Here is a 26,457-nt window from a genome sequence, read left to right as displayed (position 1 = left end):
ATGAAAAGAACCAGTTTAGTACTACTCGCACTTTTAGCTTTGAATTCCATTTCCCTAGCACAAGCTCCTATCAAAATAGCCTGTGTGGGAAACAGCATCACCCAAGGACCAGGCAGAGACAATCCAGATAGCTGGCCGCTACAGATGCAGGCAATACTTGGAGATGCCTATGAAGTTGGAAACTTCGGAGTAAGCGGAAGAACGCTTTTAAGAAAAGGAGATTATCCTTTCTGGAATGAACCCCAGTTTCAGCAGGTGAAAGACTTCAAAGCCGACATTCTGATCATCATGTTGGGAACCAACGATTCTAAACCTCAGAACTGGCAATACGCATCAGAGTTTAGAAAAGACTATTTGGATATGATCGCCGAGTTCAAAGCAACCATGCCGGCCGACGGCAAAGTGTATGTGGTCATGCCCGTGCCAGTCACCCGTGAAAACTTCGGAATCAGGCCAGTAGTGATGAACAATGAGCAGCGCATGATGATCATCGATATTGCGTTGGACTCCGGATCAGAACTAATCGACCTGTATACCCCATTTATGGGCCATGAGGATCTACTACCTGATGGCGTACACCCAAATACTGAAGGATTGGGGATAATGGCGAAGGTGGTGGCGAGGGCGATTCGATTGTAGGATTTCTATTGTCGGATGTCCGATGCCCGGTGTCACAAACCCTCCAGGTTTTCGAAACCTGGAGGGTTTTGTTTTTTTTAGAATTCTCCTTTCAACTGACAAAAACTCCTTTTCGTTTTCGAGGTAAATGATATCTTTAGGAATCAATTTTTACCAATTACCCGAAGATGCCTCTTTTTCAAAGTTCCGTTCTTAAAAAATACAGTTCCGCTCAAGATCAATCACTGATTACTACAGCCTACGACGCTTACAAAAGCTATTTCTTCAATCCCTTAATTCAGGAGAATATCCGTAATTCCAAAGAGGAACAGTTTCAAGAGGGATTTCTACGGGAGTTGTTTGTGAATATTCTAGGCTACACGATCAATCCTAATCCGGATTTCAACCTGACCACAGAGCTGAAGAATATCAAGGATGCCAAGAAAACCGATGGCGCAATCCTTAAAGACGGAAATGCACTCGCAGTCATCGAACTCAAAGGCACCGACACCAAAGACCTGGATAAGATCCGCGATCAAGCCTTCAACTACAAAAACAACCAGCCCGAATGTGCTTTTGTGATCACCAGCAACTTCGAAAAGCTGCGCTTCTACATTCACAATGCCGTTGATCATGAGGAATTCCACCTCTTTACATTAGGTCGGGAACGCTTCGAACTGCTTTGGCTACTGCTGGAAAAGGATAATCTACTTAGCCGAATTCCTGAGAAGATCAAAACCGAATCCCTACTCGTAGAGGAGCAGGTCACCAAGAAACTTTACTCGGATTACTCCTCCTTCAAGCAGGCACTGTGGCAGGATATGGTCATCAAAAACCCTGAGGTGGATGAATTGCTACTCTATAAGAAAAGTCAGAAACTGCTGGATCGCTTTCTCTTTATTTTCTTTGCGGAGGACAAGGGACTACTCCCGCCAAATAGTATCTCGGAAATCGCCAAACATTGGGATACCCTGACTAATTTGGATGCCTACGTGCCCTTATACGATCGCTTCAAATTGTACTTTAGGTACATGAACACAGGTCGTCCCGGGGGAAAGGATAAAGCCGAAATCCATGCCTACAATGGGGGATTATTTGCGCCCGATCCTTTGCTGGATGGCTTGCTGATAGACGATCAACTGCTCAAAAAACACACAATCAAGCTCTCTGAGTATGATTTCGACACCGAAGTAGATACCAATATCCTTGGGCATATCTTCGAGCATAGTCTGAATGATATCGAGAATGTCCGGGCTCATCTCGCAGGAGAACAAGTGGACAAGAGCAAAACCAAGCGCAAGAAAGACGGGGTATTCTACACGCCCAAATACATCACCAAGTACATCGTGGACAATACAGTCGGCAAGCTCTGCGCGGAAAAGAAAGCTGAAGTCAACTTGGTAGATGAGGAATTTGCGGAGGGGAAAAAGTCTAAGAAGAAACGAGCCGAGCTGAAGGATAAACTAGATACCTACCGTAACTGGCTACTCGAGATCACCATCTGTGATCCTGCTTGTGGTTCTGGGGCATTCTTAAACCAAGCCTTGGAGTTCCTGATGGGAGAGCATAGATACCTGGACGAACTGGAGTCCCAACTTTTCGGAACTCCTATGGTACTTCCCAATGTAGAAAACCACATCCTGGAGCGCAATATCTTCGGAGTAGATATCAATGAGGAATCCGTGGAAATCGCCCGACTCTCGCTCTGGCTGCGCACGGCTAAGAAAGGCCGAAAACTCAGCAGTCTAAGCTCCAATATCAAAGTAGGAAACAGTCTGATCGATGATCCCACCGTCGCAGGAGACTTGGCTTTCAACTGGGAAGATGAATTCCCACAGGTATTTGCCAAAGGTGGGTTTGATGTGGTGATTGGGAATCCGCCTTATGTACAATCTCACGCATTAGATGAAGCCACAAAGAATAGTATTTATTCCACCTATCTTACTGCTGAATATCAAATCAATACTTATGCAGTTTTTATAGAAAGGATAATAACTATTCTTTCAAATGAGTCGCTGTACAGCGTCATTATCCCTAATTATTGGTTATCAACACAATATGATGCTAGATTAAGGGAATTAGTGTTTTTGCAACATCATTGTCATGAAATACTTAATGTATTTAGTGTTTTTGAAGACGCTACAGTTGACACATTGATATTAACTGGACAAAAAAATCCAACTCCTATTTTTCCAAAAACAACATATATAAATGCTGTAGATAAGGACTTGAAAACCATTCAAGAGCGATTAGGTAAAATTGCTGATAAACTATGGCAAATAAGTCAGGAAAGAAATTTCACTTCTTTAAAGGATGATACTCTGCTATCTTTTGAGTTAAAGCTTGATTTAAAAGGTGAATATTCAGTTCGAGATTTATTAAATGGATATAAAGGAATGCAACCTTATGAAAAAGGCAAAGGCAATCCAGCTCAAACCAGAGAGATGATGAACAATAAAGTTTATCATGCCGATTATAAAATTGATGAATCTTATTTCCCTCTTGTTGGGGCAGGTAATGTACAAAGGTATTTACTTAAACCTCATAAGGAGTTCATAAAATATGGGGTTAATCTTGCCGCTGCTAGAAAGGAGGAAATATTTTCTAATCCTAGATTACTTGTAAATAGGATTTTATCAAAAGACACTATTGATATTACCTATCAAGAAGAGAAAGTAATCAATAATACAGATGTTTTTAATTTCATTTCTAAACCTACGAAGGAAATTTATCTAAAGCCTTTATTGGCAATTCTAGCAAGTAAAGTGACTGCTACCTATTTTAGAAAATCAAATGTTAACTTGAGTAGGGCTGCATTTCCGAAATTGAATGTCAATAATATTTTAAGTTTTCCAGTTCCAGATATTTCAAATTCATCAATTGAATTGTTGTCCAATCATGTGGATTCAATGCAAGATTTATATAGCTCACTCTATTTGCATACATTAAATCTAGTTGGGTTAATCCAATCCAAATTCTCCATCGAAAAACCATCTACCAAACTCCAGCATTGGCCGGACTTGGATTTCAAGGGGTTTTTGGGAGAGTTGAAGAAAGCCAAGGTAAAGTTGAGTCTCAGCGAAGAAGCCGAATGGATGTCCTACTTCACCGAGCAAAAACAAAAAGCACTTGCCCTCCAATCCGAAATCAACCGCATCGATGCTGAAATCGACCAGTTGGTGTATAAGTTATATGGATTGACTGAGGAGGAAATTAGGATAGTGGAAGGGGGAGAGGGATGAGCTGTTTTATTGAACAAGATATAGTATCTAATAACACTAGTTGGATTGTTGAAGTTTCAATTACATTTTTAGCTTTTTTTCTAGGGTTATTATCAACTTTTTTACTTAATAGATTGGCGGAAAAAAAGAAAAGAAAAAGACTTAAGAATTTTTATATTTCTTGGATTGAGTTTTCTTTAGAATCTATTGAAAGACAAACAATTTTATTGAAAAACCATGTTTATAATATTGAGAAAAATAATTTTTCGAAATTGGAATTTAATAATAACCAGATTCATAAGCTAAAAGATATTAATAACGAAGAGTTGTTTGATGCATTTGTGATTAGTAATAGGGGTGAATCAACTGAAAACTCAAGAAAATTACATAATCTTGGAAATCATATTGAGTTTCTTATTACAGCTATAACAGATATAAAAGATAAATTCTATGATTACAGAACTGATTTAAAAAATTGGAATGAAGATTGGAATGTTTCATTCCTGGAATTTGGAATTATAATAGATAACTATATTTTAACTCATAAAAACAATATGGGTAAAAATGTTCAAGAAATTATAGTGTTAAAAAATAAATTCAATCAATTTGATAAATCTGACGGGCCATCAACAGAGTATATATTAAAAAACTTCATAACCCCCGTAAGGATTGTCTTTGGAGATCACCTTCACTTTGATAATGATCCACAGGCTAAAAAAGGAATAGAAATAAGTGATTGGTTAAATAAATTATCACTTCAAAAATCCAAACAAACTGAAAGTTATACTAATAATATTTCAAATTATTGTGAGCAATTTGAATTCACTATAATGAAGATTAAGGAAATTATTGATTATTTCAAGAATCAAAAATGAACTAACCTGCTTATCATAAAATTTCTTGGTCTAAGCTTAGATTTTATCTACTCCACTAGGTGTAGAACCAGCGTTGTCTAAGCGTAGCTTATATCTACACTTTTCTATTTTTTGGAATTTGTAATTCCATTTTCCAAAAGTTTAACCCCTACGGGGTTGCCATTTCAAATCATACACCTCCTATCCACGGGTTGCACCCGCGGTTATGAAAAGTTGAACCACCCCGAAATCGCTTCGCTCATCGGGACTGTCGCTTCGTGGTCGTGCGTATCACGGCAAAAACCCAACGCAGGACCCCGAACGGGGTCAAACCATCAATAACCATGGGTGCAACCCATGGAAAGTGACCAACAAACGATTTCGCGACCCTGAAGGGGTCGAACTTTTTCTCGCTTACCACGCCCTTCCTAGACCCTGCATTTTGCTTCTCTCCTATAGGACTGAAACTGAATGCACCACTGGTGCTATGGATGCCTATGGACTTCAAAAGTTAACCCAACTCACCTTTAACCTAACTCACCCGATATTTTACCTGACCGCAGTTACCATTTCTATTCAATTTCGGCGTGAAAAGTTAACAGAAGTCATGAAAAAGTTGACTCGTCGGATGTTTTACCTGACTGCGGTCATCTTTTTTATCAGATTTTGGGTTGGAAAGTTGACACGAGTAATGTTTTAAAGGACTGCGGTTAACTTTTTTATAAGCTGTGTTTACTTTAGGCTTACTCTTGGGTGGAAAACCATGGGCTGAGTCGGTTAGGAAGATGAACAACACTATCCTGACACAAAAAAGACCGAGTCGGGAAAGACTCGGTCTGGATGATTAATTCGCAACTTTTCTAACTACTTCACATCTCGGGACCTTTTCGGTCTCCTTGACTTTCATAGCGTTTGCGTAGCTCATCATAAAGTGCTTGTGCTCCTGCTATTCCCATTTTCGCAGCATACTTGACAGAATTGTAGAATATCCTGGCCTGATCGTAAGCTTCCGCTCCGGCAAGTGTGGAGGTATTCGTAAAATCGTCCTGCAACTGCTCTGCTGCCACAAAAAATGGCTTCAACTGAATGTAGGCTTCCAGATCCTTGCGCATCTCGACCACGTCCAGAAAGGGCGGGTTAAACTGTGGGTTGGACTCTGCAAACTCTGTTGCCTTCTGTACAAAAGGCAAAGTGCCATCAGACATCCGGGCGAGGTGCTTCGCTTTGCCCTTGCTGAGCTCTGCGAAATACTGACCCATGATGGTGTTGATGGTGGCAAATGCATCCCGGACTTGCTGTAGTTCAGCGGGCGGGATGGAGATGGAAATGCGATTCTCCATAGTGTTTGTTGTTTAAAAATGAATAACAATTATTAAAAACTATGAATGAATTTAAACAAACTGAATTATAAATACAATATTGAATTAAAAGTTTCTTATTACTGACTATCAATAGAATAGAGAGAGATAAAAGAGATTGGGTACTGGACATATTTTAGCATAAACCCTCCAGGATTTAAGAAATTTGGTCGGTTTTATAACTTATTCCCCCGCTAGGTGTAGAACCAGCGTTGTCTAAGCGTAGCTTATATCCCCCCCTCTAGGTGTAAAATCGGCGTTGGTCTAAGCGTAGATTGTATCTACGCTTTTCTATTTTTTGGAATTTGTAATTCCTCTGTACGGATTCGTACGCAAGTCCCTTTAGGGACAAACTATAGGTAGAGAATATTTCAGGAAACGATCTCAGCCGTGCCGTCAGATACGGCTCTAGAAACAGAATACAAATCTCAGGGCTGTACCTACGGCACAGCTAAATACCCTAACTAATTCAAAGCTACCCATAGAAAGTCCCTAAAGGGACAAGTGAAATACCATCCCCTACTTTGAGTAGAAACTTTGTCTAAGCATAGAGTGTATCTACGCTTTTCTATTTTGGGAATCCCGTACAGCTGTCGGGAGTAATTCCATTTTCCAAAAGTTTAACCCCTACGGGGTTGCCATTTCAAATCATACACCTCCTATCCACGGGTTGCACCCGCGGTCATGAAAAGTTGAACCACCCCGAAATCGCTTCGCTCATCGGGACTGTCGCTTCATGGTCGTGCGTATCACGGCAAAAACCCAACGCAGGACCCCGAACGGGGTCAAACCATCAATAACCATGGGTGCAACCCATGGAAAGTGACCAACAAACGATTTCGCGACCCCGAAGGGGTCGAACTTATATTAAACAACAATCAAGAAATAATCTATGGCAGAATGTATTAGCCCCTCTAAGCGTAGCTTATATCTACGCTTTTCTATTTTGGAAATTTGTAATTCCTATCTCAAACATTCAACTCCTTCAGAGTTGTCTTCCCCATCAACATTCAATTACCCCGCATTTCATACGGGGCTATTCATGGTTTGACCACCTCGTGGTCACGCTTAAGAGCCAATGAAGAATCTAATGCACCTGAACTAGGTAGAACTATTATTCCTCCACAAACCCAATCTGCTTCCACTCGCCTTCGATCTTGTCATTGGCTTGTGGAGCACCAGGAGTGCTTCTGCCCTCTTTGATGTACTTGGAAAGAAGAGTTTTTAGGGAAGCTACTTTCTCAGGATTTTCCGCCTGAAGATTGATAGTCTCACCCGGGTCAGAAGCTAAATTATATAACTGTACTTCTGGAAGCTCTGCTTCAGCGGGATCATTTGGCTTTGGGAAGCTCCATCCTCCAGAACCTTTAGCCATAATCAGCTTCCAATCGCCTTGACGGATTGCGAAGCTGCCGTTGATGGAATGTGAAACTGTTGCTTCACGAAATTGCTCCGCTTTTTTATCGGCATCAAAAAGCGAAACCAAACTGTAGCTGTCTTCGCCTTCATTGTCTTTCAACTCATAACCGGAAATCTCCGCACTGGTTGCCATCAAGTCAGTCAGGCAGATTGTTTCAGATCTGGTAGTTCCCGCTTGGATTTTAGCTGGCCACTTAGCAATGAATGGAACACGATGCCCTCCTTCGAAAATATCTGCTTTGTGACCTCTATAAATATAGCTGGAGAAATGACCTGCTGCCTGCATCACATCCAATCCTGCCGCGGGTGAACCTCCATTATCACTCGTGAAAATAACCAACGTATTATCGGCAATTCCCGCTTCTTTTATCGCCTGATTTACTTTTCCCACATAGTCATCGATCATCATCATAAAATCACCAAATGGAGCCAAACCACTTTTGCCCTGCCATTCAGCTGGAGGTAGAATCGGAGTATGCGGTGATGGAAGTGCTAGGTAAAGGAAAAATGGCTTCTCCTCCTTTGCTTGCTCCTGAATGTAGGCTATAGATCGCTCAAAGAAGTTTGGAGTGACTTTTTCATGGTCAAAATCAGGAGAGGTTGGGCCTTCGCGCCACCAGGAATATTTGCCTGTATTCACGGTAACGGTATCAGGAATCGCGGTCACTTTGCCATTCTCCACATACACATAAGGCGCCATATCCAGTGAACCTGCATGTCCATAGGCATAGTCAAAACCCAAATCATTTGGAGTGTGTTTGACAGGTTTGGCAAAATCAATATTTTCAAAATCATTTGGCCCCCAACCATCAGCCGTCAGGGAATCACCATCAACTGTAGCCCAATTCCAACCCAAATGCCATTTGCCAATAAAAGCTGTATGATAGCCCTGACCTTTCAACACAGAAGCAATCGTAGTTCTATTATCAGGAATCAAAGCAGTAGAATTCCCTGTAAGCACACCACTTTTCAGCGTACTTCGCCAATTATACCTCCCCGTCATAAAACCATAGCGAGTAGGAGTGCACACTGCAGATGGCGTGTGAGCATCTGTAAACCTCATGCCTTCAGACGCCAGTTGGTCTATGTGAGGAGTCTTGATTTTGCTTTCCGGGTTAAATGCCTTGATGTCACCATAACCTAAATCATCTGCAAGAATAACAATGATATTTGGTTGCTTGGGCTGTTCTTTAGCCACCTCTGAGCAAGAGAAACTGCTAAATAATAGACAAAATATGGCCAAAGACTGGATGGTGTTTTTCATTGGAGTTTAGGAATATAATTCGATCAGACAATTTAGGGCGTACGACCCAAGTATAAAAGGAAAATCTGTTGAGTAGTTAGAACTATGCAGACAGGGAAAAATAATAGGGTTTATTTATGGTATTTGGGCTAAAAAAAACACTAATCAACAACTTCTTAAGGTTTCGACTTCGCTAAATCTGACAAAGATTAAAAGATACTGGTGTAAGAAGGTTCGACATCACTAAGCCCGATAAGCGGGGTAACTTCAAAGTGGTGTGGGGATTTGTAGATGAGATGAATCCTACTTCTGGAGAAGCAGAATAACCTGGAATCTTGTTTTCATAATCAGCGCTAAGATATTTTAGGCTTGTAATCCAAATCATATGAAGAGACAGGAAAAAACAAACCACATAGACACATAGAAAACATAGGCTAAATGGAAGATCCCGAGTTAAACCTATGACTGCTATGTGTCATTTGTGGCAAAAACCTTGGTGCTATCTTCGTGGCCTTCGTGGCTAAAAAAACCACAACCCTTGCGAGTTGTGGTTTCGGAAAGTAGGTCTATCGTTTATTACTTACCTCCAAGTGCATTTGCACCGGAGACAATTTCAAGTATTTCGTTGGTAATGGCAGCCTGACGCGTTCTGTTGTACATCAATCGAAGTTCTTTCAACAATTCACCAGCGTTTTCAGTCGCCTTATCCATCGCTGTCATTCTGGCGCCATGCTCAGAAGCATTGCTTTCCAATACAGCCTTATAGAATTGGATCTTCAAAGAAGTAGGAACCAATTCTTCGATGATGTATTTTCTAGAAGGCTCCATGATGTAATCTACCTCAGGTGCTTTTTCTTCTTGGGTAGAATCTTCCTTTGCCATAGGCAAAAACTGCTCAACAACCACCTCCTGGGTAGCTACGTTTTTGAATTCATTGAATACCAAAACTACCTGGTCGTATTCGCCAGCGATAAATGCATTCATTGCAAATTCAGCAGCGTTTCTTGCATTGTCAAACGTAAGATCCTGAAAAAGCTGAGAGTAATCAGAAACCAATTTGAAATCACGTTTTTTGAAAGCTTCGAAAGCTTTTTTTCCTATAGGAAGAATCGTGATATCCTTATCGGAGAATTGCTTAGCAACAGCAAGGTTTACAGCTTTGATAATATTGGTATTGAAAGCACCGCAAAGTCCTTTATCTGAAGTCACAGGAATGATCAATACATTTCTCACTTCTCTTTTTTCAGCAAATACGATATCCGCAGCTCCGTCTGAAGCAGCTGATACATTATTCAGGATTTGGGTCAACTTCTGAGAGTAAGGACGCATCTGGGTGATTTTGTCCTGTGCTCTTCTAAGTTTGGCAGCGGATACCATTTTCATGGCCTTAGTAATCTGCTGGGTTGAGACTACTGAGGTTATCCGTTCCTTTACTTCCTTAAGATTAGCCATCTTGGTTGCTTTGTGCTTGGGGTATTAACTAACCGGAAGACACACGCCTTCCGGAATTTTAATCAATTATTTCGCGAATTTAGGAGCTAACTCAGCAGCTGCCTTGGAAAGAACTTTTCCAGCTTCGTCTACATTTCCTTTCAAGATGAAGTCTAATGCCTCAGGATAAGAAGTATCCAAAAGGGTATAGAATTCTTTCTCAAAGGCTCTAGCTTTTTCAACAGGAACTGTATCCATTAAGCCTTTTGTAGAAGCATAGATGATAGCAACCTGATGCGCTACAGATACTGGAGAGTACTGGGCCTGCTTCAAGATTTCTTGATTTCTTCTACCTCTTTCGATGGTACGCTTAGTAGTCGCATCTAGATCAGAACCAAACTTAGAGAATGCTTCCAATTCACGGAAAGCTGCCTGGTCCAATTTCAAGGTACCGGCAATTTTCTTCATTGACTTGATCTGCGCGTTACCACCCACTCGTGATACCGAGATACCTACGTTAATCGCAGGACGGATACCAGAGTTGAAAAGGTTAGTCTCCAAGAAGATCTGACCATCAGTAATAGAGATTACGTTAGTCGGGATGTATGCAGAAACGTCACCAGCTTGAGTTTCGATAATTGGAAGTGCTGTCAAAGACCCGCCACCTTTTACCAAATGCTTGATAGAATCTGGCAAATCGTTCATTTCCTGAGCGATTTTATCAGACTTGTTGATTTTCGCAGCTCTCTCTAGCAATCTTGAGTGAAGGTAGAATACGTCACCTGGGTATGCTTCACGTCCTGGAGGTCTTCTCAAAAGAAGAGATACTTCACGGTAAGCAACTGCTTGCTTAGAAAGATCATCATAAACAACCAAAGCTGGACGACCTGTATCTCTGAAGAACTCACCAATCGATGCACCAGTAAATGGAGCAAAGAATTGCATTGGAGCTGGATCAGAAGCAGGAGCTGCTACGATTACTGTATATGGAAGTGCGCCACCTTTTTCAAGGGCTGCAACTACACCTGCAACGGTAGATGCTTTCTGACCGATTGCAACGTAGATACAGAAAACTGGCTCACCTTTATCGTAAAATTCTTTTTGGTTCAAGATAGCATCGATAACCACGGCTGTCTTACCAGTCTGACGGTCACCAATTACCAATTCTCTTTGACCTCTACCGATTGGAATCATCGCATCGATAGATTTAATACCTGTTTGAAGAGGCTCAGTTACTGGCTGACGGTAGATTACACCTGGAGCTTTACGTTCCAAAGGCATCTCATACAATTCGCCGGTGATAGGACCTTTACCGTCGATAGGATTACCCAAGGTATCCACTACACGACCTAGCATTCCTTCACCTGCCTGAATAGAAGCAATTCTTTTAGTTCTTTTTACGGTATCTCCTTCTTTTACAGATTTGGAGTCCCCGAAAAGTACTGCTCCGACGTTGTCTTCTTCAAGGTTCAGTACCATTGCTTTCAGACCATTGTCGAATTCTAGCAATTCACCGGACTGAGCCTTAGAAAGTCCATAGATACGAGCTACACCATCCCCCACTTGAAGGACTGTACCTACTTCTTCGAGTTCAGCTTCGGTTCTTGCACCAGAGAGTTGTTCTCTTAAAATTGCCGAAACTTCATCAGGTCTTACTTCTGCCATGATATATAGATTATTGCTTTTTGTTAGATTTTACTTTCGTAATGATTTGTGATAAACTGAGTCTTCAACTGCCTCAATTTGCTACTCAATGACTCGTCAAGCTGACGGTCATTTACTTTCAAAATATATCCACCGATTAAGTCTGGATTTACTTTCTCCACCAATTGTACCGTCTTCTTACCAGAAATTTCTTTTACTACTTCAGCAAACTCCTTGCGTAGTTTATCATCAATAGGGAAAGTAGTAGTCAACTCAGCTACCTGAATAGACATATGAAGATTGTACTGGTTTTCAAATTCTTTAGCCACGTCAAGAAGAATCTCCTCTCTGTTTTTTCGGGAAATAATCTCGAAAAAAGTCATTGTAAGCGGATCTGCGCCCTTAGCAAAAAGAGCCTTAAGCACATTCAATTTCTTATCTGAATTGACAATTGGGTTTTTCAAAACTAACCTCAGCTCATGGTTGCTTTCTGCCAAAGCAGTCAGTCTTTGAAAATCTGTATGCACCTCGGCTAGTCTTCCTTTTTCCAAAGAAAGTTCCATGATTGACTTGGCATAGCGGGATGCTACTCTCTGGTTTGACATGGAGGTGTATTAGTTAAGCTTAAGTTCTTTGATAAATCCTTCTACCAGATCCTTTTGAGACTTGTCGTCGGATAGATTTGCTCTTAGGAGCTTTTCAGTTACTGCGAGAGAAAGGCTAGCAACCTGAGTTTTAACATCTGCCAAAGCAGCTTTTTTCTCAGTCTCAATGACAGCTTTTGCATTTTCGATCATCAAAGCACCAGCCTTCACAGCCTCAGCCTTTGCATCATCGACCATTTTCACAGAAGCGTCCTGAGCTTTCTTCAAAATAGTATCTCTTTCAAGTCTGGCATCAGCAAGAAGTTTTTCATTCTCAGCTTTCAAATTTGCCATTTCATTTCTAGCAGTTTCAGCAGCTTTCAATGCATTGTTGATGCTACCTTCTCTTTCGTCCAAAGCAGCTAGCATAGGCTTCCATGCAAACTTGATTAGAATGAAGAGTAGGCCTAAGAAGCCAAATAATTGCCAGAAAATAAGACCGGTACCTGGTGTAATTAAATCCATGGGGTATGTATTATCTCAGATTGTTCAATTGAATAAAGAAAAGGGAAAGGCCTAGCGCCAATCCCTCTTCTAGTAAATTATGCGATCTCCGCGATGTTTAGCGCGATCAACAAACAGATTACCGCTGCGAACAGGGAAACCACCTCGATCAAGGCTGCAATAATCAACATTGCACCCTGGATTTTACCAGCAGCTTCTGGCTGACGAGCAATAGCTTCCATTGCCTGTCCACCAATACGACCGATACCAAGGCCTGCGCCAATCGCAACAATACCTGCACCGATACCAGCTCCCATAAGAGCGTAACCAGCAGTCAACAAGATAATAGTTAACATAAACTTAGATTTATAAATTGAACAAAGAAATTACTAATTAATGATCTGCATGAGCATGCTCAGCTACTGCCGAACCAATGTACATCGCTGAGAACAGCGTGAATACATAAGCCTGGATTGTCGCCACCAATAACTCAATTAGATTTATAAAGGTAACCATCAGGGTACTTGCTACACCGATAGTATACGATTCGAAGATAAAGGCCAAAGCTATAAAGCCTAGGATTACAATGTGACCTGCTGTGATCGCTACAAATAGTCGAACCATCAAAGCGAAAGGTTTGGTAAACAAACCGATAATCTCGACAGGAACGATAATCAGCAACATTAATGGAGGAACGCCTGGCGTCATGAAGACGTGCTTCCAATAATCCTTATTTCCATTGACATTGGTAATAATGAAGGTCAAAACCGCCAAAACCAAGGTAACTGCGATATTTCCAGTCATGTTGGCAGCACCCGGGATAAGTCCCAATAAGTTACCAAACCACACAAAAAGAAAAAGGGTAATCAAATAAGGTACAAAACGCTTGTATTGCGGCCCAATTGATTCTTTTGCAATATCGTCTCTTACGAAAATAACAATTGGCTCAATGATCGCAGCAGCGCCTTTCGGAGCTACAGCGCCATTTTTCTTATAGAAAGCAGCTGCAGAAAGCGCTAACCACCCAACAAAGATCAATACTATAAATAGCATGACCACGTTCTTTGTAATCGAAAACTCTATAAAGCTACCGTGGTCTACCCTACCTAAATGATCATGCTCATCTATATAGTATCCTTCATGAGCAAACTCTTCACCAAATGCATGCGTCTCGTGATTTTGGAAATCTGAAGACTTGAAAAACTCCAATCCTCGATCTCCTGAATAGACAATCACTGGAAGTGGCAAAGTCACGTGTGTATGCCCAAAAGTAGCGAAATGCCACTCGTGAGAATCCTTTACGTGATGCATAATGAAGCTCGTCTTATCTTCTTCTCCACCTGCAGCTTGAGTATTGCCGGTAAAACCAAGCAAGAATGCTGAAATTAAAAGACTTAGTGCCAGTATTTTACGCGTCATTAACTCTATTATTTGAGGGCTACTTTGAAATCGGGCGCAAGTTAGACAGAAAGGCGTAGATATCAAAAACTAAGTAGAACAAAAAAACAACGAAGAAATCTGCTATAAACAGAATAATATTTTCCATTCCAGGCCATACAGCCAATCCAATAAAAACAATTGTGGCTATAAATCTCAGAATCATAGCTAAAACTAGGATATTGAAGAAATTTTCAGCAAATGATTTCAGCAGAAACGCATTCAATATGCTGATCAAAAAAGACAGAATTAGCATAAAAAAATAAATGTTCCAGATTTTTTCGTGGACGATAGTGGGCAATAAAACACTAAATAAACCGATCAACCCTGCAACGGCTGCTGAGAAAAGAAGGAATTGAAGGTGCATATTTTTTGGCAAAAGCATAATAGTTGACTGTTTGCCTGCAAAATTACTTCATTTTTTTAAACTCAATTATTATCCTGCTTCATGGACATCCAGAGTTGATAAAAAGCGATGATAACGGAAAGGAAACAGAATAAGAGGAGCCAGAGAGGAAACTTCATTTCACTTCGCTGCTGAAGCCACCACCCAAACCAAGTACCCGCACCTATTATTCCAAATAACTGGAAAGATAGACCAATGTATTTTACATAAACTGGTGTACCGGTTGGCTTGGAATCCTTTTCTTCTGGGCTCATAATTGCGCTGATTGAGGTTATTTTTGTTAAAAATTGCTAGTTATATCTTAGTGAGTCAGGTGGACACAAATAATAGACCACAGTATTCGTTCACTAAGTAAATCAAAAAACCTATTTTGCTACTTGAATTGGGCAAAACAACTCATGAAGAAATTTTCCAGGCTTATAGTAGTCATTTTATTTTTTTGCGTAGCGTGCTCTTCAGAGCGCAACACCTTTACGAACAGGACTTTCCATAATGTCACTGCACATTTCAATGCCTATTACTTAGCAGATGTGAGATTAAAGGAGGTAGAAGCCGAAGTTTATCAAAACTACAAAGAAGACTATACTCAGATCCTTCCTGTCTTTATTCCTCTTGATTCGGCAACTATTCAAGCAAACGCTGAGAAATTGCAATCATCCCGCGAATTAGCCTCTAAAGCCATAGAATGGCATAAAATCAGCAATTGGGTAGATGATAGCTACTACATTCTCGGAAAGCTAGATTATTACCAATCACACTTTGACGATGCACAAAACACGTTTAAATACATTAATGTAAATTCAAAAAGTGATGACCTGCGCCATAAGACCTTAATTACCTTGCTTCGTCTCTATGTGGATCAAGGGGAATTTGAAAACGCCAATTTCACTATAGATTACCTCTCCAAAGAATCTGGGATTTCTGATGAAAACAGGTACGAGCTATACAGAACATTAGCCTATTACTACGAAAGGCGAGGGGATAAAAGTGGGGTAATTGGCGCATTAGATAAGGCGATTGAGTATTCTCGGAATAATAAAGAAGAATCCCGAATCAACTTCATTCTGGCTCAGCGTTATCAGCGGGAAGGCTTTGATGCCTTAGCTCACGAATATTATGAAAAATCACTCGCTGGAAACCCTCCTTATGAGCGAAGCTTTTATGCCCAATTGTATGCACAGCAAGTTGCGGAACTAAATGCCTCAAAGGATCTCAGAAAGGTACGTAAGTACTATGACGACCTCTATGAAGATCCAAAAAACAAGGATCTAAAAGATGTAGTGATTTATGAAAAAGCACTATTCGAGGCAAAGCAAGGTGACACTCAACTTACTCTTGATTTACTTCACCAAGCAGCTAAAGAGCCTGGAAGTAATCCCAGAGTAAAAGGCTACATATACCAAAAGCTGGCGGAAATAAATTTATCTGAATTTAAGGATTACAGAGCCACCAAGTACTACCTGGATTCTGCACTCACCTACATTATTGAGAATGATCCGGTAGCGATACAAATTACAAGTCAAAAAGAGTCTCTTGACCAATATGTCTTTCACTTTGAAAGAATCCAAAACAATGACAGTTTGTTAAGATTAGCCGACTTAACACCTGAAGAACAAAAGCTAGTTGCTGAAAACTTTATCAAATCAGAAGAAGAACGACTGATGCGGGAAGCTGAGGAACTTCAGAAGCCTAGAAGCACAAGTGTTTTCGACAATCTTTTAGCATTTAGTGACAGAGGTTCTGGATCATCGTTTTACTTTGACAATAGCGTCGCTATGCAACAAGGAGCTATTGATTTTAGAAGAACCTGGGGCAATCGCCCGTTGCAGGATAATTGGAGAAGAAGTGCTATGAGTTTCCAAAGTTCAGCTCCTACAATTACTGAGCCCACTGAAGGGGACTCTATTTCCACGGAAAAAGAAAGTCTTATAAGCCAATTGCCAACTTTAGATAATCTATTGGCAGAAATCCCAAATACAGCCGAACAGATTACAACGCTAAATCTTGAATTAGAGGAATCCTACTTCGAATTAGGAAAGCTTCTATATTTTGAGCTAAAAGAAACCGAGCAGAGTGTTGACAATCTTGAAACTTTGGTTCGGGTATATCCTGCCTCTTCAAGAAAACCTGAGGCATATTATTTATTATACTTGGCACAAAAAGATTTGGGAGGAAATTCCCAACAATATGTTAGCCGCCTGAACAGGGAATTTCCAGAATCACAATACACTTACTCTGTAAATAATCCAGATGCTGCATCGGGTAATTTGGCCTATGTAGAGTCCTCCAAAAGATACGAAAAGGCTTATAACGCCTATTATGATGGGCAGTATCAGTCTAGTAAAGCTATCATAAAATCAACATTAGAAGATTATCCACTAACTCGAAATACAGAACGACTCCTGCTGTTAGATATCATGGTCTCTGGCAAAACTGAAAGTAGAGCTAAGTACCGAGAGCGCTTAGAAAATTATATAGAAAATACGCAAGACGAAAATTTGGTAGAGTTGGCAAGGAATATGCTAAAACCTATGCTGTCTCAGGAAGAATTAGCAGAACTTAATCCAAAAGAAATAGTAGAAGGTGATTCCACTTTAGTTGAGAATAATGCATCGGAAGAGGTAGAAGAAAATGAAGGAGCATCTTCCTCACCCTACAAATACAATGAGGCGGCAACGCATATCTTTGCACTGGTGATGGATCCCAGTCTTTCTGAAACTGCAAAAAGTCTTTTACCCGATATCGAGAGTTTTCATTCATCGAATTTCTCCAAGGAAAGATTGAGGACAGGGGACTTTAATTTCAACAGGGAGAACACGATTTTAATTATTAGCCCTTTTTCAAATGCCGAAAAAGCAAAAGAATATTACAGTAAGTTTCTAAAAGAATTCCAATCAGAAGGACTTCCAGATGAGGTAAAGTCAAACTCATTTGTGATATCGATCGAGAACTTTCAATTACTGAGTAAAAGCAAAAATTTAGAAGAATACAGGACTTTCTTTAAGTCCACTTATAAGTAAACTATGAGTAACAAAGCAAAACCCCAAACATCCTCTTGGGTATCCAAGACCATAAAATACCTCTGGATCGCCTTTATTGCAGGATTTTTTGGTTTCATCCTGTTTGTCTGGATGGTCAGTATTAATTTTCTAGGATTATTCGGATCTCTTCCAGACTTTAAAGCCTTGGAAAATCCTGATTCTGAAATTGCATCAGAATTATATTCTACGGATGGAGTTCTTCTAGGGCAATATTTCCGTGAAAACAGAAGCCCTGTCAAATACGAAGAACTAGCTCCTAATCTAGTTAATGCATTGATATCGACTGAGGATGTGCGTTTTGAAAACCATTCAGGGATTGATATGCAGGCGATGGCTCGTGTTTTTGTCAAATCAATTCTCCTTGGCCAAAACGCCGGAGGTGGATCAACACTAAGTCAGCAAACCGCAAAAAATCTTTTCAAAACTAGGACAGATGCTTCTCAAGGTTTACTGAGTTCTATTCCAGGCTTAGGAATGCTTATTATCAAAACGAAAGAGTGGATTGTAGCAACCCAATTAGAAAAAGCCTATACTAAAAACGAGATACTTACACTCTATCTCAATACTTCTGATTTTGGATCTAATGCGTTTGGGATAAAAACTGCCGCTAAGACATTTTTCAATAAAACACCTTCAGACCTAGCTGTCCAAGAATCAGCCGTATTAGTCGGCTTATTCAAAGCACCTTCCTATTACAGCCCTGTTTACAACCCAGAGAATTCACTTCGCAGACGGAATACAGTTCTATCTCAAATGCGTAAAAATGATGCATTAACAGATAGTGAATATGATTCTTTGTCAAAATTACCAATAGAACTTAACTACAGTGTAGCAAATCAAAATAAAGGATTAGCCACTTATTTCAGAGAAATCGTTAAAGCAGATTTGATCAAGTGGACAAAGGAAAACCTAAAATCTGATGGAACTGCCTATGACCTTTACGGTGATGGACTTAGGATTTATGCCACTATCGATAGCCGTATGCAGCAATATGCAGAGGATGCAGTTGCTGATCACATGGCGACTTTACAAGCGAAATTCTACAAAGAAATGGGTAAGAACGACCCATGGATAGATGAAAACCGTCGTGTTATCCCAAATTTCATCGAAGATGCTGTGAGAAGGACTGAAGCGTACCGTTTACTCAAAGTGCGTTATGGTAATGACACAGATTCTATAAATATCAAGTTGAATGAAAAGAAGAAAATGAAGGTGTTTTCTTGGGAAAAAGGAGAAATAGATACGCTCATGAGCTCTATGGATTCCATGAGATATTACAAGAAATTCCTACAAACTGGTTTTATGAGTATGGATGCACATACTGGGCAAATCAAAGCTTGGGTAGGTGGATTGGACCACAAGTATTTCAAGTATGATCACGTACTCCGAGCGAAGAGACAGCCTGGCTCTACGTTCAAACCCTTTGTTTATGCGGCTGCCATTGAAAACGGCTACAGCCCGTGCTATAGCGTTATTGACCAACCAGTCGAAGTCTATATTCCAGGTCAGCCGGCATGGAGTCCCTCAAACGCAGATGGGAAATTCAGTTACGAAAAAATGACTATTAGACATGCTATGGCTGAATCTGTGAATTCGATCACTGCATATATGATGAAGAAGCTAAGCCCGAAAATTGTGGTTGAGACTGCAAGAAGGTTGGGTGTTACTAGTGATTTAGAAGAAGTTCCAGCTTTGGCTCTAGGAGTGAATGATGTCTCTATTTTTGAAATGGTGGGAGCCTTTGGGACTTTTGTCAATCAAGGTGAGCATACGACACCATTCTACATCGACAGAATTGAAGATAAAAATGGAAATGTAATTCAACAATTCACCGCCAAAAAGAGACCGGCCATGAGTGAGGAACACGCTTACTTAATGACCTATATGCTCAGAGGTGGATTTGAAGAAAGTGGCGGAACAAGTCAAGGGGTGGATTGGGAATTAAGACAGGACAATGAACTAGGAGGAAAGACTGGAACTACACAAAATGCTTCCGATGGCTGGTATATGGGAATTAGTAAAGATCTGGTCAGTGGTGTATGGGTAGGCGGTGATGATCGTGCCATCCACTTTAGAAATTGGTATGATGGACAAGGTGGTAGAACTGCAAGACCTATCTGGCAGAATTATATGAAAAAAGTGTATGCTGATAAAAGTCTAGGTTATACTAAAGGACCATTCCCAAGACCTGAACGTCCATTGAGCATAGAGATAGATTGTGATGTCTATGAAAAAGAAAGTCAACGGTTTGCTGATTTTGATTACGATGCCAAAAAGAATGACTTTTAAAAATTTATAGAACCTCTTTCAAAAACAGCCTTAAACCGAGGCTGTTTTTTTTTAATTTTATACCATGCAATCATCCTCCTTTTCACCTACTGATCACTTAACACTCCCAGATAATCCAGGGGTTTACAAGTATTTTAATGAGGAGAATGAATTGATCTATGTAGGTAAAGCCAAAAGCTTAAAAAAGCGAGTTAGTAGCTATTTCAATAAAAATGCTGGCGTTAATCTGAAAACCAGAAAGATGGTCAAGGAGATACGAAGAATTGAAATCACTTTAGTTGATAGTGAATTTGACGCGCTCCTTTTGGAGAATAATTTGATAAAAAAGTCTCAACCAAAGTATAACATTCTACTTCGAGACGATAAGACCTACCCATACCTCCTTTTAACAAAAGAGAATTTTCCTCAAATTTTCCCCACACGGAAAATGATTCCTAGACGGGGTACATATTATGGGCCTTTTGCAAGTGTCAAAGCAATGAATAATGTGTTGGATTTGATCCGAGAGCTATTCACGATTCGAACTTGCAAGCTCGATTTATCACCTTATAAAATCGCTGAAGGGAAATATAAAGTATGCCTAGAATACCATATAGGGAATTGTCAGGGTCCTTGTGTAGGGTTACAAAATGAAACAGATTACAATAAAGATCTAGAGCAAGCAAAACATATCCTGAAAGGAAACCTTGGAGTGGCTAAAACCTATTTCAAGCAGGAAATGCAGCAGCATGCAGAAAATCTTGAATTTGAAAAAGCTCATAAACTGAAGGAAAAACTGGATTTGCTTGAAAAATATCAGGCAAAGTCATTGATAGCAAGTCCTTCCATTAATAATCTGGACGTGTGTACCATCGTTTCCGATGAGAAGAACGCCTATGTAAATTTCATGCGTGTGAAGAATGGTTCGCTTATTACTTCGAAGAATGTGGAGCTTAAAAAGAGACTGGATGAATCAGATGAACAGTTGCTCTTAACTGCATTGATTAGACTTCAGGATCAATTCCAAAGTGATGCCGAAGAAGTCCTGCTAAACATAGAATTGACAGAACAAATTGAAGGATTGAATGTATTCCATCCGAAGATTGGAGATAAGAAGAAGCTTATCGAGCTATCATTGAAAAATGCACTTTACTACAAAAAGGAAAAAGCATTGCTGATAGGCTTAAATCAAGATAAAAAGGATCGTGTGATCCGACAACTACAACAAGACCTAAGTCTGCCCGAAATCCCAGATCACATCGAATGTTTCGACAATTCCAATATTCAAGGAACAAATCCTGTTGCTAGTATGGTATGCTTTTTAAACGGTAAACCTGCGGTTAAGGAATATCGACATTATCACATCAAAACAGTCGTTGGGCCAGATGACTTTGCTAGCATGAAAGAGGTCGTTGGGCGTCGGTATAAGCGCTTAATAGACGAAGGCAAGCCAATGCCTAAGTTGGTTGTAATAGACGGTGGTAAAGGTCAGTTATCATCCGCGGTAGAAGCTCTGAAGGAATTAGGAGTTTATGGTCAGATGCCAATCATAGGTATCGCTAAAAGGCTGGAAGAAATATACTTCCCAGGTGATTCTTACCCAGTACATATTGATAAAAAATCAGAGAGCTTAAGACTATTACAAAGAATCCGAGATGAAGCCCATCGATTTGCCATAACATTTCACAGGAATATAAGAAGCAAAAATGCTTTTGGTACACAACTTACAGCAATCCCAGGAATAGGAAAAAGCACAGCAGACAATTTACTAAGCCACTTTAAATCAGTTAAGAAGATAAGTGAAGCAAGCGAAAAAGAAATAGCTGCAATAATAGGGACTAGTCGGGCAAAGGCATTGGTAGAATGGAAAGAAAAAAATAAAGGGGCTTAAAGCCCCTTTTTATATTACCACTCCCATAGGGAGTTTTCATATTCTAGCAATTTATATTCAAATTCAAGTGCATCTACGTAAGCCTGCATATCTGGATTAGGATGATCTACAGCCACAAGGTCAGCTATCAGAGCCTCTTCAGAGTTTGTAAATCTCCTTACTACAGATCTAAATAACCTTGTTTCAAAAGCTTGGTCATAGGTTAGACTCCTAGCCATATTCTGAAAATTAAGCCATCTAGCTTCAGGATGATCTTTGAAATAGTTATAGAAATCTTTATATCGAATGAAACCAATAGTCTTCTGACCAGCATTAGAGTTCGTCTCAGACGGCATCACCAATTCAAGATATTTGATATCAAATACCATGTCTGAATGATGCTTATCAAAAACAAAATCTTCTCTGAAATCCAGATAATAAAGTTGCTTTGAGAAAATACTATCTCCAGTCGCATTCAACCAAAAGTTTTCCTGAAATTCAGCGATAGACAATGGCTGCGTAAAGTCCTCATCTCCGAAAACTTCTAGAGCATTTTCCTCTACGATAGCATCATAAATTTGATTAATAATGCCATTATCTTTGGTATCTCCTGATCCATAAAGAGGCATATTGTATTTCTCTCGCAGGTCGATTCTTCTCCAGACACCAATTTGATACATTTTATCATCTTCTCTGATTCTCTTTGCAGAAAAGATCGTATCCATATCAAACTGACGATCACCATATCCAGATGGACTTACGCTAGTAGCAGGGATTTGCGCCTGACTAACAAGAGGCGAAAACCCTATAGCGATGAGTAGGGAAAGGATTAATTTTGTCAGAAACTTTTTCATAATCATTCGTTTATGTTAATCCAATACTCGAATTACTTAACTCGAATAGTGATAACTTGTCTTAATTCTGAAGGAATTTTATTTCCTCTGAAATTTGTTCTGGTGACTTGTCTAATTTCGAATACCACGACATCTCCAGCTCTAGCACTTTCTAATAACGAACGCATCGCTAAACTATTACCATTAGAGATAGGAGTAGTTTGTCTCGGTACTTCGTTTCTCAATAATCTCATTTCACCACCAGTCACTTCAAAAGCAGCATCTTTGGACATTGTTCTAGCAAAAGTTGGTTCTGCTTTGGCTAGCATCTTAAGCCCCATTAGAGAACTGATTGCTTGTGCTTGACTCAGATCAATTTCAGTGCCGTTAGAAGCAGCTGGAACCAAATTAGGCAAAGGAACAGGTTTGATATCATAATCGACTGTCCCAATCTTATTTCCGCCACTACTAACTCCAATATTGACTTTTCCAGATGCACCCGGAATAACAGTCAACTGGCCAGGCTTATTTCCTTTTATAGACTGACCGTTGCTTACCGCAAATTCTGGGGAATAAGTATTGCCAAGAGCAGGCACTTCAATCAAAAGCTCATTAGCACAATCAGCATACAACTGCTGAACAACTTCAGATGAAACCTTAATTACTGGCTGGGCTACAAAATATTCATATTCTACTGGCAGAACTTTGTCTTCCCCGCCTACATTAGTGATGATTTCGCCGTTGATAACTCTTCTTGCCAATCCTCTGTCATCATATTCCGAAGCAGGAGTCACATTAAATTCAATTTTACCAAATCCCGAAGCATCTACAGGCACAGAGCGACCATCTATCGTCATAGTAGGCGCTGCTGAAGTAGAACTAGAAGCTATAAACATATCAGCTTCGAATTTAGTACCCGCTGCTACTACATTTGACAGCGCGGCAATTCGAGCTTCAGTAACATCTGCCTTGAAAAAGAAAGAACCTATTGAATTCTGTATTGCCTTCAATGACTCACTTTCTATGTTCAAAATTTCATTTTGAAACTGAGATATAAGGGCAATAACAGCTCCAACTGGTGATTTCACGAACGTCAGCGCAACGAAATCCTTATTCTTCACTTCTCTATCATTGGCAAAAAGCTCAATATCTTTAGCATCTTTCGCGATTGGCTCAAATTGCATATCTGGAAAACCAATCTTTGTCAAAATTGCAGAAATCTGCTCCGGATAAGCATTCAACTTTTCCTTCATCTCAGCTCCTCTGCCGTTATTTGCAAATAAATTTCCCGTGATTTCGGTATTTTTAAGGTTTGCATTGACAAAATTCCCTTCGTCATTCTTGGCATTCGACTGAATAATCAAGTCTTGCTTTAATCCTTCTAAGTAGTCATAAATTTCCTTAGTAGCATCTCGTACTTCTTGAGAGGCCGCAACTTTTGGCACATCTACTTCTTTATTGCCTTGTTGCTCTACTGTATAAGCTATTGACTCTACTGTAGAAACGTTCTTACCGATGAAATTTCTGGAAGTTCGTTCCATTCCATCATTAATTAATATAAATTTTTGGAGGATTTGGTTGCTTACCTGTAAGGCCAAAAGGGCCGTTAATACTAGGTACATCATACCAATCATCCGCTGTCTAGGTGTCTCTTTAGCTCCTGCCATTTTTAAGTTTTAATGGATTTTAAAATGAATTGAAGAGAAATTAACCTTTCATAGCGGATAGCATTCCACCATAGATCTTATTCAATGAACTAACGTTCTGATTCAATTTTGATAATTCTGTTTTGAAAGCTTGAGTTTCTTTACCTGCTTCAGTAAGACCTTCCATTGCAGCAGTCATGTTAGCATAGAATTTATTCAGAGTCTTAACATGGCTATTAGCATCTTGAAGTTCCATCTCGTAGACAGAATTAAGCGCAGAAAGATTTTTTGTAACAGTTACCACTTGGTTATGATAAGCCTTGGCATCTTGCGAAGCTGCAGACATTTCAGTCAGGGCAGCAGCAGTTTTGCTGTACGATGCATTCATGTCCACCAAAGTTTTAGCTGCTGACTTTACATTAGTAGCATACTCATTCGTTGCAACAGCTGCGTCTGATAAATTACCCATTTTCTCAGCTGAAGTAGCTAAGTTTTGCATTCCTTTACCAAGGCTTTCAATCAATTCAGGGCCTACTTTAGCTTTAGAAAGCATTTCATCTAACTTTTGAGAAACTTGATCTCCACCTGCAACTACTCTTTGGGCTCTTGGCGCTGCCGGTGCATCGCCTGCTAATTCAGGATATACTTTAGACCAATCCACTTCTTCAGATTTAGGTTCGAAAGCGGAAAGGAAGAATATTAATGCCTCAGTACTAAGTCCTACACCAATCATAAGATTTGCAAATTGCCAATCTAAGATTTTGAACATTGCACCAAGAATAACTACAGCAGCACCAATACCGTAAACCTTCGGCATTATGCTGGAATAAAATTTTGCTGAAAACGAGTTGCTGTTGCTAGCCATGTGTTATAATGTAATTAAGGTTTTAAGGTATTTTATGTGTGGGGATAAATTTCTCTTATCTTCTTCTTCTTGTTGAACTTTTCACATCCATCGATCCAGAACGGCCAATGAATGTCATTTTAGTTCTAAAACCAATGTGAGCTTGAGCCACATCTTCGTATTCATATGTTCTTGTACTAGTTTCAAGGTAGTGGGCGATGTCCTTCCAGGATCCTCCTCTTACGACTTTCCTAGGCTCATTTGGATCTTCATATAGTGGATTCAAATCCCAGGTAATTGAACTAGAAGTTGTAGCATAAGCATCAAGTACCCATTCGGCAACATTTCCAGACATGTTATACAGTCCGTAACCATTTGGTGCAAATACATCAACAGGTGCTGTGTAAGGGAAACCGTCATCTATGTAGTTACCACGTCCAGGCTTGAAATTAGCCATTAAGCAACCTCTCTTATTCTTCAAGTAAGGACCACCCCATGGATATTTAGCTACCTCTTTTCCACCTTTAGCAGCGTATTCCCACTCTGCTTCAGACGGAAGTGTAAAGCCAGGCCCATCAAAATCAACCTCATCATTTGCTCTCATGTGATATGTTTTCCATTCACAATATTTTTTAGCCTGATCCCAAGTAACTCCGACAACAGGATAATTATCAAAGGCTGGATGATCAAAATAGAATTCCATCAATGGATCTCCATAATGATATGCAAAACTTGTAGACCAAACTGTAGTGTCTGGCTTAAGCTCTTCATAATTTAATTGAGGAGGATCTTTTAAAGTTGTTGGAGTACCTGTTTCATATGTTCCGCTTTTGACGGCCTCTAAAAACTGACGGTACTTGTTATTGGACACTTCATATTTGTCCATAAAAAATTCTGAGATGGTTATTTGCTTGTTCAATGCAGATTGCGAGAATGCAATATCTTCATCAGCTTGCCCCATCCAGAATGTTCCAGCTTTTACTGGAACCATATCATAAGGAAGATTTTGTTGCCAGTTTGTACGCTTAGGAACACCTGTTACTTCTCCTCTTCTATTCATCTTTTCACTAGCTGATCCTTTCTTACTAAAAAGACCGCAACTAGGTAAAAGTGTCACTAGTGCCAACCCTAAAGTAAGAGGCAATAAGCGAGCATTCATTTTTTTATACATAAATGACGTTTTTTCGTTCATCAAATAATTACGATGTGTAAAGTATTTTCAAGATTCGAAATTTA

General features: G+C 39.9%; 19 protein-coding genes. 6 read left to right on the top strand and 13 right to left on the bottom strand.

What is annotated here, in order from left to right; translation table 11 throughout:
- The 3 genes from LV83_RS15200 (at position 1) to LV83_RS15190 (ending at position 4,714) form a co-directional block, all read left to right on the top strand.
- Positions 1-639, top strand: a complete 639-nt coding sequence (locus LV83_RS15200) for a GDSL-type esterase/lipase family protein (RefSeq protein WP_111612410.1) — start codon at positions 1-3, stop codon at positions 637-639.
- Positions 640-806: 167 nt separating this feature from the next.
- On the top strand, positions 807-3,860 hold the full coding sequence (locus LV83_RS15195; RefSeq protein ID WP_111612409.1) for an Eco57I restriction-modification methylase domain-containing protein: 3,054 nt from the start codon (positions 807-809) through the stop codon (positions 3,858-3,860).
- On the top strand, positions 3,857-4,714 hold the full coding sequence (locus LV83_RS15190; RefSeq protein WP_111612408.1) for a hypothetical protein: 858 nt from the start codon (positions 3,857-3,859) through the stop codon (positions 4,712-4,714). The genes LV83_RS15195 and LV83_RS15190 overlap by 4 nt, the downstream gene beginning before the upstream one ends.
- An 848-nt stretch (positions 4,715-5,562) precedes the next feature.
- On the opposite strand, the gene LV83_RS15185 is transcribed toward LV83_RS15190, so the two are convergent.
- The 9 genes from LV83_RS15185 to LV83_RS15140 all read right to left on the bottom strand — a co-directional run bounded on the left by LV83_RS15185 (position 5,563) and on the right by LV83_RS15140 (position 14,973).
- Entirely contained in the window at positions 5,563-6,033 is a 471-nt protein-coding gene (locus tag LV83_RS15185) for a hypothetical protein (RefSeq protein ID WP_111612407.1), read from the bottom strand.
- Between the two features lie 1,132 nt (positions 6,034-7,165).
- Positions 7,166-8,734, bottom strand: a complete 1,569-nt coding sequence (locus LV83_RS15180) for a sulfatase family protein (RefSeq protein WP_111612406.1) — start codon at positions 8,732-8,734, stop codon at positions 7,166-7,168.
- Between the two features lie 555 nt (positions 8,735-9,289).
- Positions 9,290-10,165 (bottom strand): ATP synthase F1 subunit gamma, encoded by an 876-nt coding sequence (atpG, locus tag LV83_RS15175; RefSeq protein ID WP_111612405.1) that lies wholly within the window; start codon positions 10,163-10,165, stop codon positions 9,290-9,292.
- A gap of 66 nt (positions 10,166-10,231) precedes the next feature.
- Positions 10,232-11,809, bottom strand: a complete 1,578-nt coding sequence (gene atpA / locus LV83_RS15170) for a F0F1 ATP synthase subunit alpha (protein WP_111612404.1) — start codon at positions 11,807-11,809, stop codon at positions 10,232-10,234.
- Positions 11,810-11,832: 23 nt separating this feature from the next.
- A complete protein-coding gene (atpH, locus tag LV83_RS15165; RefSeq protein WP_111612403.1) occupies positions 11,833-12,393 on the bottom strand; it encodes an ATP synthase F1 subunit delta in 561 nt (186 codons plus the stop codon).
- Between the two features lie 9 nt (positions 12,394-12,402).
- On the bottom strand, positions 12,403-12,897 hold the full coding sequence (atpF, locus tag LV83_RS15160) for a F0F1 ATP synthase subunit B (RefSeq protein WP_111612402.1): 495 nt from the start codon (positions 12,895-12,897) through the stop codon (positions 12,403-12,405).
- Between the two features lie 77 nt (positions 12,898-12,974).
- The gene (gene atpE / locus LV83_RS15155; RefSeq protein WP_111318661.1) at positions 12,975-13,232 is read right to left on the bottom strand and encodes an ATP synthase F0 subunit C; all 258 of its coding nucleotides are present in this window, start codon (positions 13,230-13,232) and stop codon (positions 12,975-12,977) included.
- 37 nt (positions 13,233-13,269) lie between these two features.
- On the bottom strand, positions 13,270-14,295 hold the full coding sequence (atpB, locus tag LV83_RS15150) for a F0F1 ATP synthase subunit A (protein WP_111612401.1): 1,026 nt from the start codon (positions 14,293-14,295) through the stop codon (positions 13,270-13,272).
- 447 nt (positions 14,296-14,742) lie between these two features.
- The gene (locus tag LV83_RS15140) at positions 14,743-14,973 is read right to left on the bottom strand and encodes an AtpZ/AtpI family protein (protein ID WP_111612399.1); all 231 of its coding nucleotides are present in this window, start codon (positions 14,971-14,973) and stop codon (positions 14,743-14,745) included.
- Between the two features lie 144 nt (positions 14,974-15,117).
- Here LV83_RS15140 and porW point away from each other — a divergent pair, with 144 nt between their 5' ends.
- The 3 genes from porW to uvrC all read left to right on the top strand — a co-directional run bounded on the left by porW (position 15,118) and on the right by uvrC (position 21,919).
- Entirely contained in the window at positions 15,118-17,739 is a 2,622-nt protein-coding gene (porW, locus tag LV83_RS15135) for a type IX secretion system periplasmic lipoprotein PorW/SprE (protein ID WP_111612398.1), read from the top strand.
- 3 nt (positions 17,740-17,742) lie between these two features.
- Entirely contained in the window at positions 17,743-20,049 is a 2,307-nt protein-coding gene (locus tag LV83_RS15130; RefSeq protein WP_111612397.1) for a penicillin-binding protein 1A, read from the top strand.
- A 64-nt stretch (positions 20,050-20,113) separates the two neighbouring features.
- On the top strand, positions 20,114-21,919 hold the full coding sequence (uvrC, locus tag LV83_RS15125) for an excinuclease ABC subunit UvrC (RefSeq protein WP_111612396.1): 1,806 nt from the start codon (positions 20,114-20,116) through the stop codon (positions 21,917-21,919).
- 14 nt (positions 21,920-21,933) lie between these two features.
- Here the strand turns inward: uvrC and porN are convergent, their stop codons facing one another.
- From porN to porK, 4 genes are read right to left on the bottom strand one after another with little or no spacing between them, the layout of a single operon-like run.
- Positions 21,934-22,752: a type IX secretion system ring subunit PorN/GldN gene (gene porN / locus LV83_RS15120; protein ID WP_111612395.1), complete on the bottom strand. Its 819-nt coding sequence runs from the start codon at positions 22,750-22,752 to the stop codon at positions 21,934-21,936.
- 32 nt (positions 22,753-22,784) lie between these two features.
- The gene (porM, locus tag LV83_RS15115; protein WP_111612394.1) at positions 22,785-24,398 is read right to left on the bottom strand and encodes a type IX secretion system motor protein PorM/GldM; all 1,614 of its coding nucleotides are present in this window, start codon (positions 24,396-24,398) and stop codon (positions 22,785-22,787) included.
- A gap of 40 nt (positions 24,399-24,438) precedes the next feature.
- Entirely contained in the window at positions 24,439-25,242 is an 804-nt protein-coding gene (porL, locus tag LV83_RS15110) for a type IX secretion system motor protein PorL/GldL (RefSeq protein WP_111612393.1), read from the bottom strand.
- Positions 25,243-25,297: 55 nt separating this feature from the next.
- A complete protein-coding gene (gene porK, locus LV83_RS15105) occupies positions 25,298-26,392 on the bottom strand; it encodes a T9SS ring complex lipoprotein PorK/GldK (protein ID WP_111612392.1) in 1,095 nt (364 codons plus the stop codon).
- Positions 26,393-26,457: the final 65 nt, after the last annotated feature.

This window comes from Algoriphagus yeomjeoni (assembly GCF_003259505.1).
In the GTDB taxonomy this organism is placed as follows: domain Bacteria; phylum Bacteroidota; class Bacteroidia; order Cytophagales; family Cyclobacteriaceae; genus Algoriphagus; species Algoriphagus yeomjeoni.
The sequence above is the reverse complement of the archived record's forward strand: the minus strand, read 5'-3'. Positions and strand labels throughout refer to the sequence as shown.

Excerpts from the sequence above, each read along its gene's own strand:
- atpA (WP_111612404.1), bottom strand. The coding sequence starts at position 11,809 with ATGGCAGAAGTAAGACCTGATGAAGTTTCGGCAATTTTAAGAGAACAA.
- porM (WP_111612394.1), bottom strand. The coding sequence starts at position 24,398 with ATGGCAGGAGCTAAAGAGACACCTAGACAGCGGATGATTGGTATGATG.
- atpG (WP_111612405.1), bottom strand. The coding sequence starts at position 10,165 with ATGGCTAATCTTAAGGAAGTAAAGGAACGGATAACCTCAGTAGTCTCA.
- LV83_RS15180 (WP_111612406.1), bottom strand. The coding sequence starts at position 8,734 with ATGAAAAACACCATCCAGTCTTTGGCCATATTTTGTCTATTATTTAGC.
- LV83_RS15130 (WP_111612397.1), top strand. The coding sequence starts at position 17,743 with ATGAGTAACAAAGCAAAACCCCAAACATCCTCTTGGGTATCCAAGACC.
- porK (WP_111612392.1), bottom strand. The coding sequence starts at position 26,392 with ATGTATAAAAAAATGAATGCTCGCTTATTGCCTCTTACTTTAGGGTTG.
- atpH (WP_111612403.1), bottom strand. The coding sequence starts at position 12,393 with ATGTCAAACCAGAGAGTAGCATCCCGCTATGCCAAGTCAATCATGGAA.
- LV83_RS15140 (WP_111612399.1), bottom strand. The coding sequence starts at position 14,973 with ATGAGCCCAGAAGAAAAGGATTCCAAGCCAACCGGTACACCAGTTTAT.
- atpF (WP_111612402.1), bottom strand. The coding sequence starts at position 12,897 with ATGGATTTAATTACACCAGGTACCGGTCTTATTTTCTGGCAATTATTT.
- LV83_RS15200 (WP_111612410.1), top strand. The coding sequence starts at position 1 with ATGAAAAGAACCAGTTTAGTACTACTCGCACTTTTAGCTTTGAATTCC.
- LV83_RS15190 (WP_111612408.1), top strand. The coding sequence starts at position 3,857 with ATGAGCTGTTTTATTGAACAAGATATAGTATCTAATAACACTAGTTGG.
- uvrC (WP_111612396.1), top strand. The coding sequence starts at position 20,114 with ATGCAATCATCCTCCTTTTCACCTACTGATCACTTAACACTCCCAGAT.
- porL (WP_111612393.1), bottom strand. The coding sequence starts at position 25,242 with ATGGCTAGCAACAGCAACTCGTTTTCAGCAAAATTTTATTCCAGCATA.
- atpB (WP_111612401.1), bottom strand. The coding sequence starts at position 14,295 with ATGACGCGTAAAATACTGGCACTAAGTCTTTTAATTTCAGCATTCTTG.
- LV83_RS15195 (WP_111612409.1), top strand. The coding sequence starts at position 807 with ATGCCTCTTTTTCAAAGTTCCGTTCTTAAAAAATACAGTTCCGCTCAA.
- porW (WP_111612398.1), top strand. The coding sequence starts at position 15,118 with ATGAAGAAATTTTCCAGGCTTATAGTAGTCATTTTATTTTTTTGCGTA.
- atpE (WP_111318661.1), bottom strand. The coding sequence starts at position 13,232 with ATGTTAACTATTATCTTGTTGACTGCTGGTTACGCTCTTATGGGAGCT.
- porN (WP_111612395.1), bottom strand. The coding sequence starts at position 22,752 with ATGAAAAAGTTTCTGACAAAATTAATCCTTTCCCTACTCATCGCTATA.
- LV83_RS15185 (WP_111612407.1), bottom strand. The coding sequence starts at position 6,033 with ATGGAGAATCGCATTTCCATCTCCATCCCGCCCGCTGAACTACAGCAA.